Origin of the sequence: Marinobacter sp. tcs-11 (assembly GCF_002049515.1) — a bacterium.
GTDB classification, from domain to species: domain Bacteria; phylum Pseudomonadota; class Gammaproteobacteria; order Pseudomonadales; family Oleiphilaceae; genus Marinobacter; species Marinobacter nauticus.
This window is the reverse complement of sequence record NZ_LLYU01000005.1, coordinates 236,214-251,213: the sequence shown is the minus strand read 5'-3', so window position 1 is coordinate 251,213 and position 15,000 is coordinate 236,214. Positions and strand designations below refer to the sequence as shown.

Sequence of the window (15,000 nt, the reverse complement as noted above, 5' to 3'; positions counted from 1 at the left end):
GGAATATCGTTTATCGACAACTTCGGCGGTTACAGAAACTACCCCGGTTATTGAAGTCTTTTTTCGGTCATCCGGACCTGGCGTATATCGCCGGGTGATGTTCGCTTACTTTGTTTCTGATTAGTAGCAGGATACCGGGAGTTTCTCTCTCCCGGTATCCGTTTACTGCAACCGGATCAATCAGAATGAATGGCCGGCATCGTCCGGTGACAGGGCTTGAATGCCCAGTTGCCGTGCGGCCTGCTCGATAGAGCCGGTCTGCTCAACCAGCGCCATGATAGCACCGTTGACAATGCGGGTGCCTTCCGCGTTACCCGGGGCGATCATGGTGTCAAAGGCCATCGGGTTCTGGCTGCTTTCGGCGCGGGCTTTCATCAGCGCCAGGGCTTCCATTGATGCATCCAACTGACGGTTAAGGCGAGCGTCCAGTTCCGGGTTGGTTTGCTCAACCAGGTCAGACAGGGAAGGGCCGGAAACCACAGAGCCATCTACGCGGCGATAGGTGCCGGTGTACACGTTCTGGATGCCCTGGCCGTTGTAGTAGTGCGAGTTGTGGGTGTTATCGCTGAAGCAGTCGTGTTCGTCTTCATAGGAGTTGGCTTCCAGGGCAACTTTCATGCGCTCACCGGCCAGCTCGCCGAGGGACAGGGAACCCATACCGAACAGCATTTTCTGGATGCCCTCGTCGGCGTTTGCGGACGTCAGCTGGGAACGGTAGTTGTCTGAGGTGCCCGGGGCCCACTGGGCAACCATCCACTCCAGATCATCGACCAGCAGATCAGTCACGGCATCCAGGTACTGGGCACGGCGCTCACAGTTGCCGTTGGTGCAGTCGTTGCCTTTGGCGTAGTCAGTAACCGGGCGCTCGCCTGCGCCACCTTCAAAACCGTGCAGATCCTGGCCCCATAGCAGGAATTCGACCGCATGGTATCCGGTGGCTACGTTGGCTTCGGAACCGCCCACTTCGTTCAGGTCAGCCAGCAGTTCGGGGGTGAGTGTTGCCACATCCAGAGTTTCCCCGCCGACGTTAATGCTGTTGCTGGCGACGATGTTGGCGGTTGCACCGGCATTGCCGAGTTCGTGCTGGTAGTCGTCGGCTTTGACGTAGTCGATCAGGCCTTCGTCCAGTGGCCAGGCGTTCAATTGGCCTTCCCAGTCATCCACGATGGCATTGCCGAAGCGGAAAACTTCTGACTGCTGGTAAGGAACCCGTGAGGCCAGCCAGGCTTCTTTTGCCGCTTTGAGGTTGGCTTCGGTGGGGTTGGCAATCAGGCGGTCAGTAGCCTCGTCCAGCGCACGCGCAGTAATCAGGGCATCCTCGTAGGTGGCATGGGCCAGATCGGTGTAATGGGTTACCACCGATGCTTTGGTGGCCGGCGCACTGTGCTCGGCGGACCAGGGCGCGTTTGCGCAGCCCGCGGTAAGGGCTGTGGCAATGGTCAGTGCCAATGGGGCTGGGCGAAACAGGTTTTTCATTTCAAACTCCATGTTGATGAGGTCTTTTTGTAAATAAGAAATATTAGCGTTCAGATTATGGGTTTGGAAACCCTACATAGCAAGGGGTTTTTGATATAGGTGATTGTCGGGCCGCTTGCGTGGCCAGGGTGACTGCGGCTTAATGGGCTCCTGATTCCGGGAGCCCGTTATGCTGAGTTACCTTCACGCCTTTCACGCCGGCAACTTTGCCGATGTTCAGAAGCATGCTGCACTGTCACTGGTGCTGGCCATGATGCAATCCAAGAAATCTGCCATAGCCTGTTTTGACACCCACGCGGGCAGCGCCCGTTACGATTTGGGCAGCGAGCGGGCAAGAAAAACCGGCGAAGCTGATACTGGTGTTCAGGCCTTGTGGCGGATCCGGGAGCAACTGGCCACCGGCGACTGGCAGCCGGTTCTGGAGGTATTGGCGCGGTACAACCCAGGCAATGGGCCGCTACGGACGTATCCGGGCTCGCCGGCATGGTTTGCGGAATTTTGCCGTCCGGGTGATTCCGTCACCGCTTTCGAGCTGCACCCTTCGGAAGAGCGTCAGCTGGCTCAGTGGGCTGATGAAGTGGGGGTGAAGGTGCGCCATGAGGATGGCCTGAAAGGGCTCCTGAAATGCTTGCCGCCGGCACAGCCACGACTGTTGGCGCTGATTGATCCTTCTTACGAAATCAAAACCGATTATGAGACCGTAGCCCGGACATTGATGGACGCGTGGAAAAAATGCCGCCATGGCGTCTATCTTATCTGGTATCCCCTGTTAACCAGTGGCCTGGAACAAAAGCTGATGGATTCGCTGAGGGCGTCCGGTTCGGTGCGCAAGATTCTTCAGTGCGAGGTTATGCTGGATCAGCCGCCCGAACGGGGCATGGTGGGTTCCGGCATGCTGATTGTGAACCCGCCCTGGGGGTTCGATGAACGTTTTGCGGCCATGATGTCGGATCTGACCGGCCCCGATCGGCTCGGTCTGTCGCCTTCCATGGATTGGCTGGTGCCTGAATAGGCCCGGAGTATCGCCTTTGACTGACAACAACCAAGCTGATCACCCATGCCTGCCTGGCGGGCTGATTCCTCTGGAGCAATGGCGGGTTCCGGAGACCTCCGTCCGCAGAACCATTCGCAGTGGTCTCCGGGATATTCTGGATCAGTTAAAAGCGGGCATTCATCCTGACGAACAGGCGTTCAGAAGTCTGGATGATTTGCCTACCCTGTCGGAACGCCAGATTCAGGACTATGCCCCGGTACCGGATCGTGAAGAACTTGCCCGGGCTTTATTGAACGAGCTGGAACAGTTGCGCCGGTCAGGCGGGCAGTCACGCAAGGCCAGTTTTCTGGTGGCACCACCATTCTCAGGTATTGCCGAAGCTTTGGGGGCCTCGGGGCGGCGGGTGATCGCCCCGCCGGACAATCTGTTAATGCCTGAAAGAGACATTACCGGCTGGTGGGATCACCAGCTTCAGGACGATGACTGGGTAATACCGGAACTGGCAGATTTCTGGCTGCGACACCGGTCCGGTCTTGGCTTGTTGCGTGAATTATTCGCGCGCCTGGCGCGGGATAAAGTGGGTGAGGGCATCATTGGCTGTTCCAGCTGGTGTTGGCAGTTCTGGGCTCAGTACCTGCCAGAGCTCCACCTGGCCCCATTGACCCCCAGCCCTTTGTCGGGGGATCGTCTTACCAACTGGCTTGGACATCTGGCGGGGGAGCGCTCGCAAGGACCACTGACGGCGAGAATGACCCAGGATGGCCTGTATGTACTGCCGGCGCCAACCGGGGACGACGAGCGAAAATACAGCCTGTTTACCCGGGATTTGGCCACTTTGGCTCGGGGAAATCCGGGGGTTGCCCTGGCTATCTGGCGCCGAACTCTTCGGGCACGGCCCGAGGATGAGGCGCAGCAGCAAGGGGAAGGGGATGCACATCAAGAGGGCCGCCAGTGCTGGGTGGCGCCACTGGATCAGCTGAGTTTGCCTGCCGTGCCCCAGAGTTCAGCCCGGCGGTCCGGCTACCTGCTGCATGCGTTGTTGATGCATGGCGGCCTGAGCCTGGGGCAGCTGGAGCTGACGTCGGGGTTGCCTGGCGAGGAATTGCGGATAGCGCTGTCCCGGCTGGAACGAGCCGATGTAGTGACCGGGGATGAGCAGGAAGGCATCTTTCGGGTGCAGGCATTGGCGTATCCGGCTGTGCGGCGGTATCTGCAATCCAAAGGGTATCCGGTGGACAGCTTCTAGGAGAAACGGTTATGGGCGATTTCGGTATCAAGGACGCACTGTCTTCAATTACCTCCGAGGCTTTGCTGGAAGCCCTGGCGGTCATCGTTGCGGCTTCGTTGCTGATCCTGATGGTTCAGAAAGCAGTTCCGGTACTGGCTGCGAAACTATCGGGAAAACCGAGGCTGTACCTTCTCGCATCCGTTCCTCTTTTCCGGCTTCTGGTCATTGTTCTGACGATCATTGTGGTGGTGCCCATTCTGGTGGAACCCTCATTCGAGAACATGATTGCCATCTTCGGTGCCCTGGGTCTTGCCTTGGGTTTTGCGTTCAAGGACTACGCCAACAGCCTCATTGCAGGTATCGTTACGCTCTATGAAATGCCTTACCGACCGGGTGACTGGATCGAAGTGAACGGTCGCTATGGTGAGGTGCGGAGTATCGGTACCCGGGCCGCAGAAATCGTGACGCTGGATGATACCGTGATTGTGATTCCCCACAGCCTGCTGTGGAATACACTGCTGGCCAATGGCAATGACGGCACGGATAACCTGATGTGCGTGGCCGAGGTTTTTCTGGACCCGAACCACGATGTCGGCCGGATGCTGGGCCTGTTCCGGGATGCGATCTTTGCCTGCCCGCTCACCAAAACCTACCAGCCGGTGCTGGTCACGGTTGCCGCACGGGAAGCCGGTATGTGCTATCGGTTGAAAGCCTACCCGCTGGAGCCCAGAGAGCAGGCGCGTTTCATTTCAGACCTGACCGCAAGGGCCGCGGAGATCTGTGGTGACGAGGGTGTCCCGATGGTCTCCTACCCTTATCTGCAGGCTCAGAAAGCCTGATCCGGGCAGGGCTGATCAGTCACCCGCAATCGACGTTGCCCGCTGAATCAGCGCCTGGCCTTTCTCTCCGGTCAGTTCGATAAAGCGTTGCCGGGCGGGCAGGCTCGCATCGCGGAAGGCCGCCCTTTCAGCTTCCGTCAGCCGTACGACCCGGATACCGCCCTGTTCCAGTATGGTCTCCAGCCGCTCCTTGTTCAGGTCCTCCTGGAGAGTCCAGGCTTCCTCGGATAGCTGTGCAATGGTTTCCTCCAGCCATTTCCGTTCCTGCGAGGGGAGTCCTGCGAACCAGTCCTCATTGGCCACAACAGATGCGATAAACCGTGAGGCCCTGGCCATGGTCATGACGTTCTGGACTTCATGGAACCCCATTTCCTCAATAGCAAACACCGGGTTGCTCTGGCCGTCGATGTTGCCGAGCTGGAGATCGCTGTATACCTGGGCGAAAGGCGTCTGTACGGGGTCAGCACCATAGCTTCGGAAAGCCTCTGCTGCGGTTTCCGAGGTCATGGTGCGAAATCTTAACCCCTGGAAATCGGCGGGGGTTCTCAGGGGGTTGTTGGCCGTCCAGGTCATCCAGCCTTCCGGCACGAACCCCAGCAGTTGCAGGCCAGCGTTGTGGTAGGCCGGTTCAAATGCGGAAATAAACGCGGGCGCCTCCAGAAGGCGACGGGCCGGTTCCTGTTCTTCCGGAAGCAGGAAGTGAAGATTAAAAAGGCCGGTTTCCGGAACGGTATCGGCCAGGTGGCCGGGCGAGGCAAAGGCCAGGTTGACTGAGCCGTTGCGAGTCAGTTCTGTCAGTTGGGCCGAGGTGCCCAAAGAGCCATAAGGAAAGACATCGACCTCAATCCTTCCACCAGACAGCGCTTCGACCTGTTCCCTGAACTGCTGTGCGTAAAGATGCTGAACACTGCCTTCAATCTCTTCCAGGGCAAAGCGCCAGGTGACCGGATACTCTGGTTTGCCGTCCGCCGAACTCTGCGCGGCTGACGAGGAGCCATTGTCGGAGCAGCCGGTCAGCAGCATCACTGCCGCAGTGGCAACGAGGCTGAAGCTGAGAAGCGGGTGGCGTTTGGTCATTGTATTCAGGGCTCCAGAATCCGGCGCATTTGAGTCTAGAGGGAAAAGGTAACACAACAGACCGAGGAGAAAAGGCCGATGTGTAAACGCCAGACGAACAGCCACAAAAAAGCCCCGCCGAAGCGGGGCCAGACGACGAACCGGATGCAGGAAATTTACATCAGAGCGTCAACGCGGTTGCGTACCTTCGGCTCACTGCTGTAAGCGGTGGCAATGGCGTTATAGGTGGGGATATCGATACCCACGTCTTCGATCACCGAGACCATTTCATCATTGGCTTCCATCTGCAGTTCCTGGGCCTTCTGCTGAGACTCGGCTGATTCGATCTTCTCGATGTATTCCTCTCGCACTTCCATAACACCGGATTGTGCCTCAATGAATTGTTTCAGCTCAGCATCGCTGTAATTGGTGCTTTGGCTGCCTGCGGCGGCGGGGTTGCTGTAACCGGAGCCCTGTTCGGCCGGGGCCGGGTTCTGTTGTGCTATCACCGGTGCGGTTGCCAGCAGTGCCAGAGATGCGGTGATGGATACAAGCAGTTTGTTCATAGCTTTACTCCTGGTTTTAATGAGGCCGGCTCGGTCGTCCAGCCACAAACTTGTGAATGTCGATGTGACAATAGCGATTCCCGTGCCAGGTTTTAATTTCTCTATAAAGGCAATAAAAACAGTAGTTTATGGATGCTCTATGGTTAAAGCTCAGTAATCTGTCTTGTGGCAAAATGCCACATGTGGCAGAAAGGCTGTGACATTTCTGCAGAGTGGTGTTTATGGCGTTGATGGGAAAACGGGTGGGAGCACTGTTCCGGTCGCTGCAATTAACGTTGGTGCTCAGTATTGTAGTGCCGCTGCTGCTGTTCAGTGGCATTGCTATCTACATTGGCATGGGGGCGGTAGAGCGCGCTCTGAACGATCGCCTTCGTGAAGACCTGGAACTGGTGGCGCGAGCGGTCAGCGGGCCGGTGAGTAAGGCGCTGGCCGAAAGCGATGAACTGGTCCTGGGCGAATCCCTGAAATCCATCTTCCAGATCGGGCGCATTTCCGGGGCCTCGGTGTTTGACGCAGAGGGTGATCGGGTGGCCAGTCTCGGTGTTGCTGACTCCGATGTCACCAACAGCGCCAGCGCCGAAAAGGCAATCGCCAGTGGTGAGCTCGGGGGCGCGTTTCGTTGGGTGGATGGCGAGTCGGTGTTTTCCCAGTTCACGCCGCTGGTTGCGGAAGACGGGCGGATTCAGGGTTTGTTGCAGGTAACGCGGCAACGCAGTGATTTCCATGACCTGGTGGCCACCAGCCGTTGGTGGGCAGTGGTGATCTGGTCGATGATTGCGGCCACCATCATCCTCGTTGTCGTTCTGGGGCATTACCGCACCGTGGGGCGACATGTGAACCGTTTGCTGGAGAGCATGGCTTCTCTGCAACCGGGCGCCTGGCGGTTGGAGACTCCGGAGGCAGGGCCACAGGAGCTGCGCCAGATCCAGCAGGGCATTCGTGCTCTGGGCGAACGAATGGCCGAGGCCGAGGCCGAAATCGAAGACAGGATTGCCCGGGAACGGGCGCTGGCAGAACAGCTGGAATACCAGGAGAAAGTGGCGATGATTGGCCGGGTCGCAGGCGGGGTAGCTCACGAACTGGGGGCGCCTCTGAACGTTATTCAGGGCCGGGCCCGCATTCTGGCCAGGGCCGGGCTGGAGCAGGAGCAGCAACGGCATCTGGATGATATCGAACATCAGGTGGACCGGATGACCATGATTATCCAGCAACTGCTGGACTGTTTCCGGCATGTGCCCGAGTCCCGGCGACCCGTAAACCTGGCAGACATTCTCGAGGACGTCGTTACCCGCGCCCGTGAAGACAGGCGCTGCCAGGCGGTTTCGCTGCAAGCCGACGCTTTTGACAGGCCGATGCCGACACGGGCAGAGCCGCTCCGGGTTGGCCTGGCGTGTCTGAATGTGGTGAGAAATGCCTGTCAGGCTGGCCGGAAACAGGTCGCGCTCTCTGTCGGCGAGACCGGGGAGTTTTGGGTGTTCCGGGTCGAGGACGATGGCCCTGGTATACCGGCGGAGCATCACGCCAGGGTTTTCGAGCCGTTCTTCAGCACCCGCCCGGCCGGCGAAGGCACAGGGTTAGGGCTGGCAGTGGTTCAGAGTGTCATGAAAGAACATGGGGGATCCGTTGAGGTGATTGATAGCGAGTTGGGTGGTTGTGGTATGGCGCTGTATTTTCCGAAAGAGGTGGGCCAATGAGCAGCCGGCCTGTCACCATCTTGCTGGTAGAAGATGACGCCAGCCTTGGCCAGCTGCTGATGGAGGAGTTGGAAGTGGATGGTTACCGCGTACGCAGGGTCAGTATGGTGGCCGAGGCGCGGACTGCTCTGACAGACGAACGCCCGGGCCTGATCGTGTCGGATCTGCGCTTGCCCGATGGTGACGGTCTGGAGATTCTGTCGCTTCAGCAGGCCGAGCATCCAGGTATTCCCTTTATCGTGATTACCGCGTTTGGGACGGTGGACCAGGCGGTCGATGCTTTGAAGGCCGGCGCTGATGATTTTCTGACCAAGCCGCTCTCAACGGATCATCTCCGGTTAAAGATCAAACGGTTGCTGGCCCAGGCAGATCTGAACCGGCAGCTGGCGGAATATCAGTCCGGGCGCGGCGGCGATGAAAACATGGGCTTGATCGGCGGCAGTGCGATGATGGATCGCCTAAGGTCAGACATTCGCCAGGTTGCCCGCAGTCAGGCCGCGGTTCTGATTAATGGCGAAAGTGGAACCGGGAAAGAACTGGTTGCGAGGGCAATCCACCAGCAAAGTGAGCGCTCAGCACGGCCGTTCCTTGCGGTGAATTGTGCCGGTATACCGCCAGACTTGATGGAAAGTGAATTCTTCGGTCACGAGGCTGGTGCTTTTACCGGTGCACGGCAGGCCCGTAGGGGGCTGTTTGCAGAGGCGAACGGTGGCACCTTGCTGCTGGACGAGATTGGTGAAATGCCATTGGCGCTGCAAGCCAAACTGCTTCGGGTGTTGCAGGAGGGCTGCATCAAACCAGTGGGGGCTGACCATGAGGAAATGGTGGATGTTCGCATTCTGGCGGCAACGCATGTGGATTTGCTTCGGGCTGTTGAGCAGGGCCATTTCCGCGAAGACCTGTATTATCGTCTCGAAACCCTGTCGTTAACGGTGCCTCCCCTGAGGGAGCGGGATGAGGATGTTGAATTGCTGGCCATGCATTTTCTGGGTGAGGCAGCACGTCGTCACAGCCGGGGGTTCCTGAAGTTCAGTGACGTCACGTTAAGGATACTCCGCGATTATCCGTTCCCGGGCAATGTGCGTGAGCTGTCCAGTGCGATTGAGCGGGCGGTCACTTTTTGTGAAAGCGATACCATACAGCCCGAGCATTTGCCCGAACGCATCCGGAAGCGCCAGGGCGGGATTGTTCAGGCTGCCGTTGCCGCTTCGCCCGGGAAACTTTCCGAATGGCCCACCCTGGAGATGCTCCAGCAGGATTACGTGCGCCGGGTCATGGCTGCCGTTGATGGTAATAAACGCCGGGCGGCCCAGATACTCGGCATTAATCGCAGAACACTGTATCGCTGGCTGGAGTCGGATTTGGAGCATGGGCATGACTGATCAGAAACAGGCCATGATGTACGGCCTTGCCACGGTGCTGCTGTGGTCGACCGTTGCTACCGCCTTCAAATTGTCACTGGCGGATCTTGCGCCGGTTCAGATGCTGCTGGTGGCCTGTACCGCATCCATCGTCGTGATGGCGGCTATCCTCATGCTACAGGGGCGCTGGGGACTGGTGTTCCGTTTGCGGCGTGGCCAATACCTGCAGTCCATGCTGATGGGGCTGATCAATCCCTGTCTGTATTACTTTCTGCTGTTTGGCGCGTTCGACCGTCTGCCCGCCCAGGAGGCCCAGCCTCTGAACTACACCTGGGCACTGGTGCTGGCCTATCTGTCGGTGCCGTTTCTGGGGCAGAAACTGCGCAGGATCGATATTCTGGCGGGGTTGGTGTGTTACGCCGGAGTGGTAGTGATCGCCACCCGCGGTGCGGTAACCTCGCTCTCATTCTCGGACCCGCTCGGTGTCTCGCTGGCGTTGGGCAGCACGCTGGTTTGGGCGTCTTACTGGATTATTGCCACCCGGGATACCCGGGACCCGGTGGTTGGCCTGTTTCTGAATTTTCTATTTGGACTGCCGGTCATTGTGCTGGTGTGCTGGCAGACGGCGGGGTTGGTCATGCCGGTCGGGAGTTCGATGGCCGCTGCGGTTTACGTCGGCGTTTTTGAAATGGGCATAGCCTTTGTGCTGTGGTCCCAGGCCATGAAAAAAGCAGAAAACACCTCGAAAGTGAGCAATCTGATTTTTATCTCGCCTTTTCTGTCCCTGGTGTTTATCTACTTCATTCTGGGCGAAGTTATTCTCACCTCGACCTACGTCGGGCTGGTGCTGATCATTGCGGGATTATGGCTGCAGCAGAAGAAAGTCCGTGACCGGGAGCAGGCGTTGAACCATGGCTGAGAACTGGTATCTGTACCTTGTTCGCACCGCATCGGGTAGCCTCTACACCGGAATTGCCACAGATGTGGAGCGGCGGTTTGCCGAGCATCAGGCGGGGGCACCTAAAGGTGCCCGGAGCCTGAGAGGTAAAGGGCCGTTAACCCTGGAGTTCCATGTACCTGCCGGCGACAGGAGCCGCGCCTCCCGACTGGAATGGCAGGTCAAGCGCTGGCCCAAGGTTCGAAAGGAAGCTTTGATCCGGGGTGTCGTCAGGCTTGAAGATGATGCCTGATGTGACGCCCGGCAACGGCCAGAGCGTCTCTGGCCCGGTCAAGCTGCGCGGCGTGCACCTGGAATACATGCCAGAGATTGTTGTAGATCTCCAGCGTGGTTTCCACGTGTTCCTGTTTGGCCGCCTCCGCCAATCGACGGGCGTCGTTGAGCAGAACTTCCTGGCTTCCGACCTGAATCAGCAGGGGAGGCAGGCCACTCAGGTCACCGTAGACAGGCGACACCAGCGGGTGCGTCAAAGGCACGCCGTTGGCATACATTTTCGCGGCTTTGAAGGTCCAGGCAGCGTGCAGGACCGGTTCACATTCCGGAGTGTAAAGATCCTTTTCTGACAGATCTGTCCAGGGCGAGAAGCAGGTGACGGATGAGGGTAGTGGATGACCGTGGTCGCGCAATCGCATGGCCAGTACCACCGACAGACCGCCGCCGGCGGAATCTCCGGCCAGGGCAATGGAGCCGGGGCTTACCCCCTGGTTGATCAAGGCCAGATATACGGCTTCGGCATCGTCCGGCGCGGCTGGAAACGGATGCTCCGGCGCCAGCCGGTAATCCGGGATCAGTACGTCGCAGCCAGAGAATTTGGCCAGATGGCCGGCAATGCCCCGGTGGGTATCGGCAGAGCCCATAACATAGCCTCCGCCGTGAAAATACAGTACGGTGCCGCCAGAACGGTCTTCCGGGGAGGCGCGCAGCACCGGTACATCGCCCAGGTCTTCCCACGCGAAACTGACGTCTTTAGGCGGGTAGGATGTTCGATAAGCTTCCCGGGTGTATCGGCGCTGCACCGATAACGGAAACGCCCGGGACAGGACGGGCTTCACAAAACGGTGCATGGTCCCTCTCAACCCGGCCTCAAGAAGCGGCTGGAACATCTGTGTTCTCCCTTGTGAATGCGTTAGGATGACTGGCATTTATGGATTCATGACAGGCGTTTAACTCTACGTGTACTGGAAAACAGATACCATAGAAATACCGAATTGGGACAGACATTCCCTGCTGGACCGTCTGGAACCGTTTGATCCGTCCGCCAGCCGGGAACTGAGTTCCGAGATGGAGGCGTATTGCCGGTTCTATGGCCTTGATCTTTGGGTTGAGCATCCGGATGTGGTCTACCATCAGGGGTACATCTGTGCCGAGCGGCATGAAGTGATGGTGCATTACTTCCGGCTGCCGGAGAGCGCCAGCCCGAAAGGCACGGTGTTCATTCTGCATGGTTATTTTGATCATGTGGGTCTGTATACCCAGTTGATTGACCGCTGTCTTGGTGCAGGCTTCGATGTTCTGGCCTACGATCAGCCCGGGCACGGATTGTCGAGTGGCACGCCGGCCGCCATTGGCAGTTTCCTGGAGTACCAGGCCGTACTGTCGGAAGTAATGGCGAAGGTCAGGGACAAGATTCGGGGGCCCTGGTACGCAGTGGGGCAGAGTACGGGTGGCGCAATATTGATTGACTACCTGCTGTCGAACCACCACAACCGGGAGTCCTCGGCGTTCCGCAAAGTGGTGTTGCTGGCGCCACTGGTAAGGCCTATGGGCTGGCTGGGGGCAAAGATTCTCCACAGTCTGGTCAAACCGTTCCTGACTCGCTGGAAACGGGTATTCGGCCCGAACAGTGGCGATACCCGCTTTCTTCGGTTCCTGCGGGAACACGACCCGTTGCAGGCAAGAGCGGTTCATGTCGATTGGGTGACTGCATTGCGACAATGGGTGCCGCACATTGAGTCGGCGAGGCCGGTGGATTTTCCGGTCACCGTGGTGCAGGGTGAGAAGGATCTGACGGTAGACTGGCAGCACAATCTGAGGATTATCCGGAATAAATTCTCCTCAGTGAAGGAACGAAGAATACCGGACGGTCGTCATCATCTTGTGAACGAAGCGCAGGATTTGCAGGCGACGGTATTCAATACCATTATCGATACATTCTCGGAGTAAGCAGTGGCTGTAGTGCCAAAAGCTCCGGACCAACGATTACAGAAACGGGAGAAGACAGTGAAAAAGACAATTCTTGCCTTTGCGGTAGCAACTGTTGGCCTGAGTGGCTGTATGACCTATGACCCGTATACCGGGGAAGAGAAAACCTCGAACGCCACCAAGGGCAGTATTATTGGCGCGATCGGTGGTGCTGCTATTGGCGCAGCAACCTCCAGCAGCAGTGATCGTGGCAAAGGCGCACTGATTGGTGCCGCTGGCGGTGCGGCCGTGGGTGGCGGTATCGGCTACTACATGGATCGCCAGGAGGCCCAGCTGCGCCAGAAGCTGGAAGGTACCGGTGTTCGCGTCGTCCGTAATGGTGACCAGATCGACCTGATCATGCCGGGTAACATCACTTTTGATACCGACCAGTCCACCATCCGTTCCGGTTTTACCGGCACTCTTGAGTCTGTGGCTCTGGTTCTGAAAGAGTTCGACAAAACCATCATCCAGATTGAAGGCCATACTGACAGCACCGGTTCAGACAGCTACAACCAGCTGTTGAGCGAGCGTCGCGCGTCTTCTGTCCGTGACTTCCTGTTGAATCAGGGCATTGAGCCCCGTCGTACCCGGGCCACCGGTTATGGCGAGCGCTACCCGATTGCTTCCAACGATACGGCTGCGGGTCGTGAGCAGAACCGTCGCGTTGAGCTGACACTGGTGCCGATGCAGTAATAACCTGCTGAGCATTCAACAAAAAAGCCCCGGTTTATGCCGGGGTTTTTGCGTTATGGCAGGAGCAATCAGTTGGTGTTGCTCGGCAGCCATTCGTCGATTCGCTTCTTCAGATCGTCGAGTTGGTCTTCGCCGGAGTCCTTGAGTTCGCCCAGTTTGCTTCGGGCAGTCTCGATGTGGTCTTCAACGGCCTGAATGCGCTCTGAAAACTCTCTCTGAATTTCGGCTTCCGCTTGGTCATCCTTTGCCTTGGCCATCTTTTCGTCGGCTTCGGCACGCAGGCTGTCGATCTGTTTGCTCCAGTACTCGGTCTGGGTTTCCAGTTTCTTCTGCAGAGATTCCTTCAAGGACATAATTACCTCCATGCTGGGCCTGTTCCGGCCCGGTTTGAATGACTGGTACTTTTCAGCATGGCTACGTATGGCCGAATCTCAAGGGCGGCAGCATGAAGTTTTGTTGAAATGCGGCGTTGTGGCCCGAAATGGCATAAAAAAACCGGAGCTCCCAGGGGGATGCTCCGGTTCTTGAAGGCAGCTGTCTGTCAGAACAGTACGCGGCAGCGAATAGTGCCTTTTACCTGGCGGAGCTTTTCCAGCGCCAGCTCACCGTAGGCCTTGTCCACATCGACCACCACATAACCAATATCTTCCTTGGTTTGCAGGTACTGGCCACAGACGTTGATGCCGTTTTCGGAGAACACCTGGTTGATTTCCGACATTACGCCCGGCACGTTCTCGTGAATGTGCAGCAGGCGGTGCTGGTTCGGGTGCGACGGCAGCGCCACTTCCGGGAAGTTCACCGAAGAAACGGAGGTGCCGTTGTCGCTGTACATGGCCAGCTTCTCGGCCACTTCGCGCCCGATGTTTTCCTGGGCTTCAATGGTTGAGCCACCCACGTGCGGAGTCAGGATGCAGTTGTCGAACTCGCGCAGTGGCGAGACAAACTCTTCGTCGTTGGACTTGGGCTCTACGGGGAATACGTCGATGGCTGCGCCCAGCAGTTTACCGGAACTCAGCGCATCGGCCAGGGCGTCGATATCCACCACGGTACCGCGGGAAGCGTTCATCAGAATGCTGCCCGGCTTCATCTGGGCAAACTGCTCGGCCTTGAACATGTATTTGGTCGCCGGAGTCTCCGGTACGTGCAGGGAAACCACATCGGAAATGTTCAGCAGTTCCTGCAGCGTGCCCACTTGCGTGGCGTTACCAATCGGCAGTTTGGAAACCACGTCGTAGAAATAGACGTCCATTCCCAGGCTTTCGGCCAGCACGCTGAACTGGGTGCCGATGTTGCCGTAACCGATGATGCCAAGCTTCTTGCCACGAATCTCGTAGCTGTTCTTGGCGGATTTCAGCCACTCGCCACGGTGGGCTTTGGCGTTTTTTTCCGGCACGCCGCGCAGCAGCAGGATGGCCTGGGCCAGAACCAGTTCTGCCACGGAACGGGTGTTGGAGAAAGGCGCGTTGAACACGGCCACTCCACGGCGGGTCGCGGCCTGCAGGTCAACCTGGTTGGTGCCGATACAGAAGCAGCCCACAGCCACCAGCTTCCTGGCGGCTTCAAATACTTTCTCGGTCAACTGGGTGCGGGAGCGGATACCAACGAAGTGCGCATCGGCAATCTTCTCGATCAGCTCTTCCTCACCCAATGAATGGGTCAGATACTCGATATTGGTGTAACCCGCGGCATTCAGGGTATCAATGGCAGATTGATGCACGCCTTCCAGCAGCAGGATCCGGATTTTGCTCTTTTCGAGAGACGTATTTGACATGGGCTTGCTTCCGAACCTTTCGTCACGTGAAATGACCTGCAGCCAGGGATCGTCGGCCTGGCTCACAGAACAGGGGCGGTATGATACCATAAACGCAGATTTTCACAGCGCGCCGGTTTGCCTGAATCAATTCTTTGTGAGTGATCTCTGAACAGGCCCTGGCCCAACTTCGAAGAGACT

The 15,000-nt window shown here is 57.8% G+C and carries 15 protein-coding genes; 9 read left to right on the top strand and 6 right to left on the bottom strand.

All coding sequences use genetic code 11. The features are described from left to right. Window positions 1–180: 180 nt before the first annotated feature. Entirely contained in the window at window positions 181–1,476 is a 1,296-nt protein-coding gene (locus ARC85_RS08395) for an imelysin family protein (protein ID WP_286714704.1), read from the bottom strand. Window positions 1,477–1,645: 169 nt separating this feature from the next. Here ARC85_RS08395 and ARC85_RS08390 point away from each other — a divergent pair, with 169 nt between their 5' ends. Genes ARC85_RS08390 through ARC85_RS08380 form a run of 3 tightly spaced genes read left to right on the top strand, consistent with a single transcriptional unit; the run spans window position 1,646 to window position 4,537 of the window. Further along, window positions 1,646–2,488, top strand: a complete 843-nt coding sequence (locus tag ARC85_RS08390) for a 23S rRNA (adenine(2030)-N(6))-methyltransferase RlmJ (RefSeq protein ID WP_286714703.1) — start codon at window positions 1,646–1,648, stop codon at window positions 2,486–2,488. 16 nt (window positions 2,489–2,504) lie between these two features. Further along, complete coding sequence (locus ARC85_RS08385; protein ID WP_183576545.1) at window positions 2,505–3,716, top strand: hypothetical protein; 1,212 nt, start codon at window positions 2,505–2,507, stop codon at window positions 3,714–3,716. Window positions 3,717–3,727: 11 nt separating this feature from the next. Next, window positions 3,728–4,537, top strand: coding sequence for a mechanosensitive ion channel family protein (locus tag ARC85_RS08380; RefSeq protein WP_011786274.1), 810 nt, complete (start codon window positions 3,728–3,730; stop codon window positions 4,535–4,537). Window positions 4,538–4,552: 15 nt separating this feature from the next. Here the strand turns inward: ARC85_RS08380 and dctP are convergent, their stop codons facing one another. Together dctP and ARC85_RS08370 are read right to left on the bottom strand one after the other, a co-directional pair. Further along, window positions 4,553–5,614, bottom strand: a complete 1,062-nt coding sequence (dctP, locus tag ARC85_RS08375; protein WP_183576543.1) for a TRAP transporter substrate-binding protein DctP — start codon at window positions 5,612–5,614, stop codon at window positions 4,553–4,555. A 155-nt stretch (window positions 5,615–5,769) separates the two neighbouring features. Continuing rightward, on the bottom strand, window positions 5,770–6,159 hold the full coding sequence (locus ARC85_RS08370) for a DUF4168 domain-containing protein (protein WP_014422193.1): 390 nt from the start codon (window positions 6,157–6,159) through the stop codon (window positions 5,770–5,772). A gap of 221 nt (window positions 6,160–6,380) precedes the next feature. Here ARC85_RS08370 and ARC85_RS08365 point away from each other — a divergent pair, with 221 nt between their 5' ends. From ARC85_RS08365 to ARC85_RS08350, 4 genes are read left to right on the top strand one after another with little or no spacing between them, the layout of a single operon-like run. After that, window positions 6,381–7,853: an ATP-binding protein gene (locus ARC85_RS08365; protein WP_022989986.1), complete on the top strand. Its 1,473-nt coding sequence runs from the start codon at window positions 6,381–6,383 to the stop codon at window positions 7,851–7,853. Then, the gene (locus ARC85_RS08360; protein ID WP_183576541.1) at window positions 7,850–9,235 is read left to right on the top strand and encodes a sigma-54-dependent transcriptional regulator; all 1,386 of its coding nucleotides are present in this window, start codon (window positions 7,850–7,852) and stop codon (window positions 9,233–9,235) included. Before ARC85_RS08365 ends, ARC85_RS08360 begins: the two co-directional genes overlap by 4 nt. Further along, entirely contained in the window at window positions 9,228–10,133 is a 906-nt protein-coding gene (locus ARC85_RS08355) for a DMT family transporter (protein ID WP_036219955.1), read from the top strand. The genes ARC85_RS08360 and ARC85_RS08355 overlap by 8 nt, the downstream gene beginning before the upstream one ends. Then, window positions 10,126–10,404: a GIY-YIG nuclease family protein gene (locus tag ARC85_RS08350; protein ID WP_014422188.1), complete on the top strand. Its 279-nt coding sequence runs from the start codon at window positions 10,126–10,128 to the stop codon at window positions 10,402–10,404. Before ARC85_RS08355 ends, ARC85_RS08350 begins: the two co-directional genes overlap by 8 nt. Here the strand turns inward: ARC85_RS08350 and ARC85_RS08345 are convergent. Continuing rightward, complete coding sequence (locus ARC85_RS08345) at window positions 10,382–11,275, bottom strand: alpha/beta hydrolase (protein ID WP_023009116.1); 894 nt, start codon at window positions 11,273–11,275, stop codon at window positions 10,382–10,384. The two genes, ARC85_RS08350 and ARC85_RS08345, sit on opposite strands and share 23 nt — an antisense overlap. Before the next feature lie 70 nt (window positions 11,276–11,345). Between ARC85_RS08345 and ARC85_RS08340 the strand changes: the two genes are divergently transcribed. Both ARC85_RS08340 and ARC85_RS08335 read left to right on the top strand, forming a co-directional pair. Continuing rightward, a complete protein-coding gene (locus ARC85_RS08340) occupies window positions 11,346–12,335 on the top strand; it encodes an alpha/beta hydrolase (protein WP_011786266.1) in 990 nt (329 codons plus the stop codon). Window positions 12,336–12,392: 57 nt separating this feature from the next. After that, the gene (locus tag ARC85_RS08335) at window positions 12,393–13,049 is read left to right on the top strand and encodes a YiaD family glycine zipper/OmpA-like lipoprotein (RefSeq protein ID WP_014422186.1); all 657 of its coding nucleotides are present in this window, start codon (window positions 12,393–12,395) and stop codon (window positions 13,047–13,049) included. A 68-nt stretch (window positions 13,050–13,117) separates the two neighbouring features. Here ARC85_RS08335 and ARC85_RS08330 read toward each other — a convergent pair whose 3' ends face one another. Further along, entirely contained in the window at window positions 13,118–13,402 is a 285-nt protein-coding gene (locus tag ARC85_RS08330) for a hypothetical protein (protein ID WP_153741028.1), read from the bottom strand. Between the two features lie 188 nt (window positions 13,403–13,590). Next, window positions 13,591–14,820, bottom strand: a complete 1,230-nt coding sequence (gene serA, locus ARC85_RS08325; RefSeq protein ID WP_011786263.1) for a phosphoglycerate dehydrogenase — start codon at window positions 14,818–14,820, stop codon at window positions 13,591–13,593. Window positions 14,821–15,000: the final 180 nt, after the last annotated feature.

Excerpts from the sequence above, each read along its gene's own strand:
- ARC85_RS08395 (WP_286714704.1), bottom strand. The coding sequence starts at position 1,476 with ATGAAAAACCTGTTTCGCCCAGCCCCATTGGCACTGACCATTGCCACA.
- ARC85_RS08390 (WP_286714703.1), top strand. The coding sequence starts at position 1,646 with ATGCTGAGTTACCTTCACGCCTTTCACGCCGGCAACTTTGCCGATGTT.
- ARC85_RS08380 (WP_011786274.1), top strand. The coding sequence starts at position 3,728 with ATGGGCGATTTCGGTATCAAGGACGCACTGTCTTCAATTACCTCCGAG.
- dctP (WP_183576543.1), bottom strand. The coding sequence starts at position 5,614 with ATGACCAAACGCCACCCGCTTCTCAGCTTCAGCCTCGTTGCCACTGCG.
- ARC85_RS08370 (WP_014422193.1), bottom strand. The coding sequence starts at position 6,159 with ATGAACAAACTGCTTGTATCCATCACCGCATCTCTGGCACTGCTGGCA.
- ARC85_RS08365 (WP_022989986.1), top strand. The coding sequence starts at position 6,381 with ATGGCGTTGATGGGAAAACGGGTGGGAGCACTGTTCCGGTCGCTGCAA.
- ARC85_RS08360 (WP_183576541.1), top strand. The coding sequence starts at position 7,850 with ATGAGCAGCCGGCCTGTCACCATCTTGCTGGTAGAAGATGACGCCAGC.
- ARC85_RS08355 (WP_036219955.1), top strand. The coding sequence starts at position 9,228 with ATGACTGATCAGAAACAGGCCATGATGTACGGCCTTGCCACGGTGCTG.
- ARC85_RS08350 (WP_014422188.1), top strand. The coding sequence starts at position 10,126 with ATGGCTGAGAACTGGTATCTGTACCTTGTTCGCACCGCATCGGGTAGC.
- ARC85_RS08345 (WP_023009116.1), bottom strand. The coding sequence starts at position 11,275 with ATGTTCCAGCCGCTTCTTGAGGCCGGGTTGAGAGGGACCATGCACCGT.
- ARC85_RS08330 (WP_153741028.1), bottom strand. The coding sequence starts at position 13,402 with ATGTCCTTGAAGGAATCTCTGCAGAAGAAACTGGAAACCCAGACCGAG.
- serA (WP_011786263.1), bottom strand. The coding sequence starts at position 14,820 with ATGTCAAATACGTCTCTCGAAAAGAGCAAAATCCGGATCCTGCTGCTG.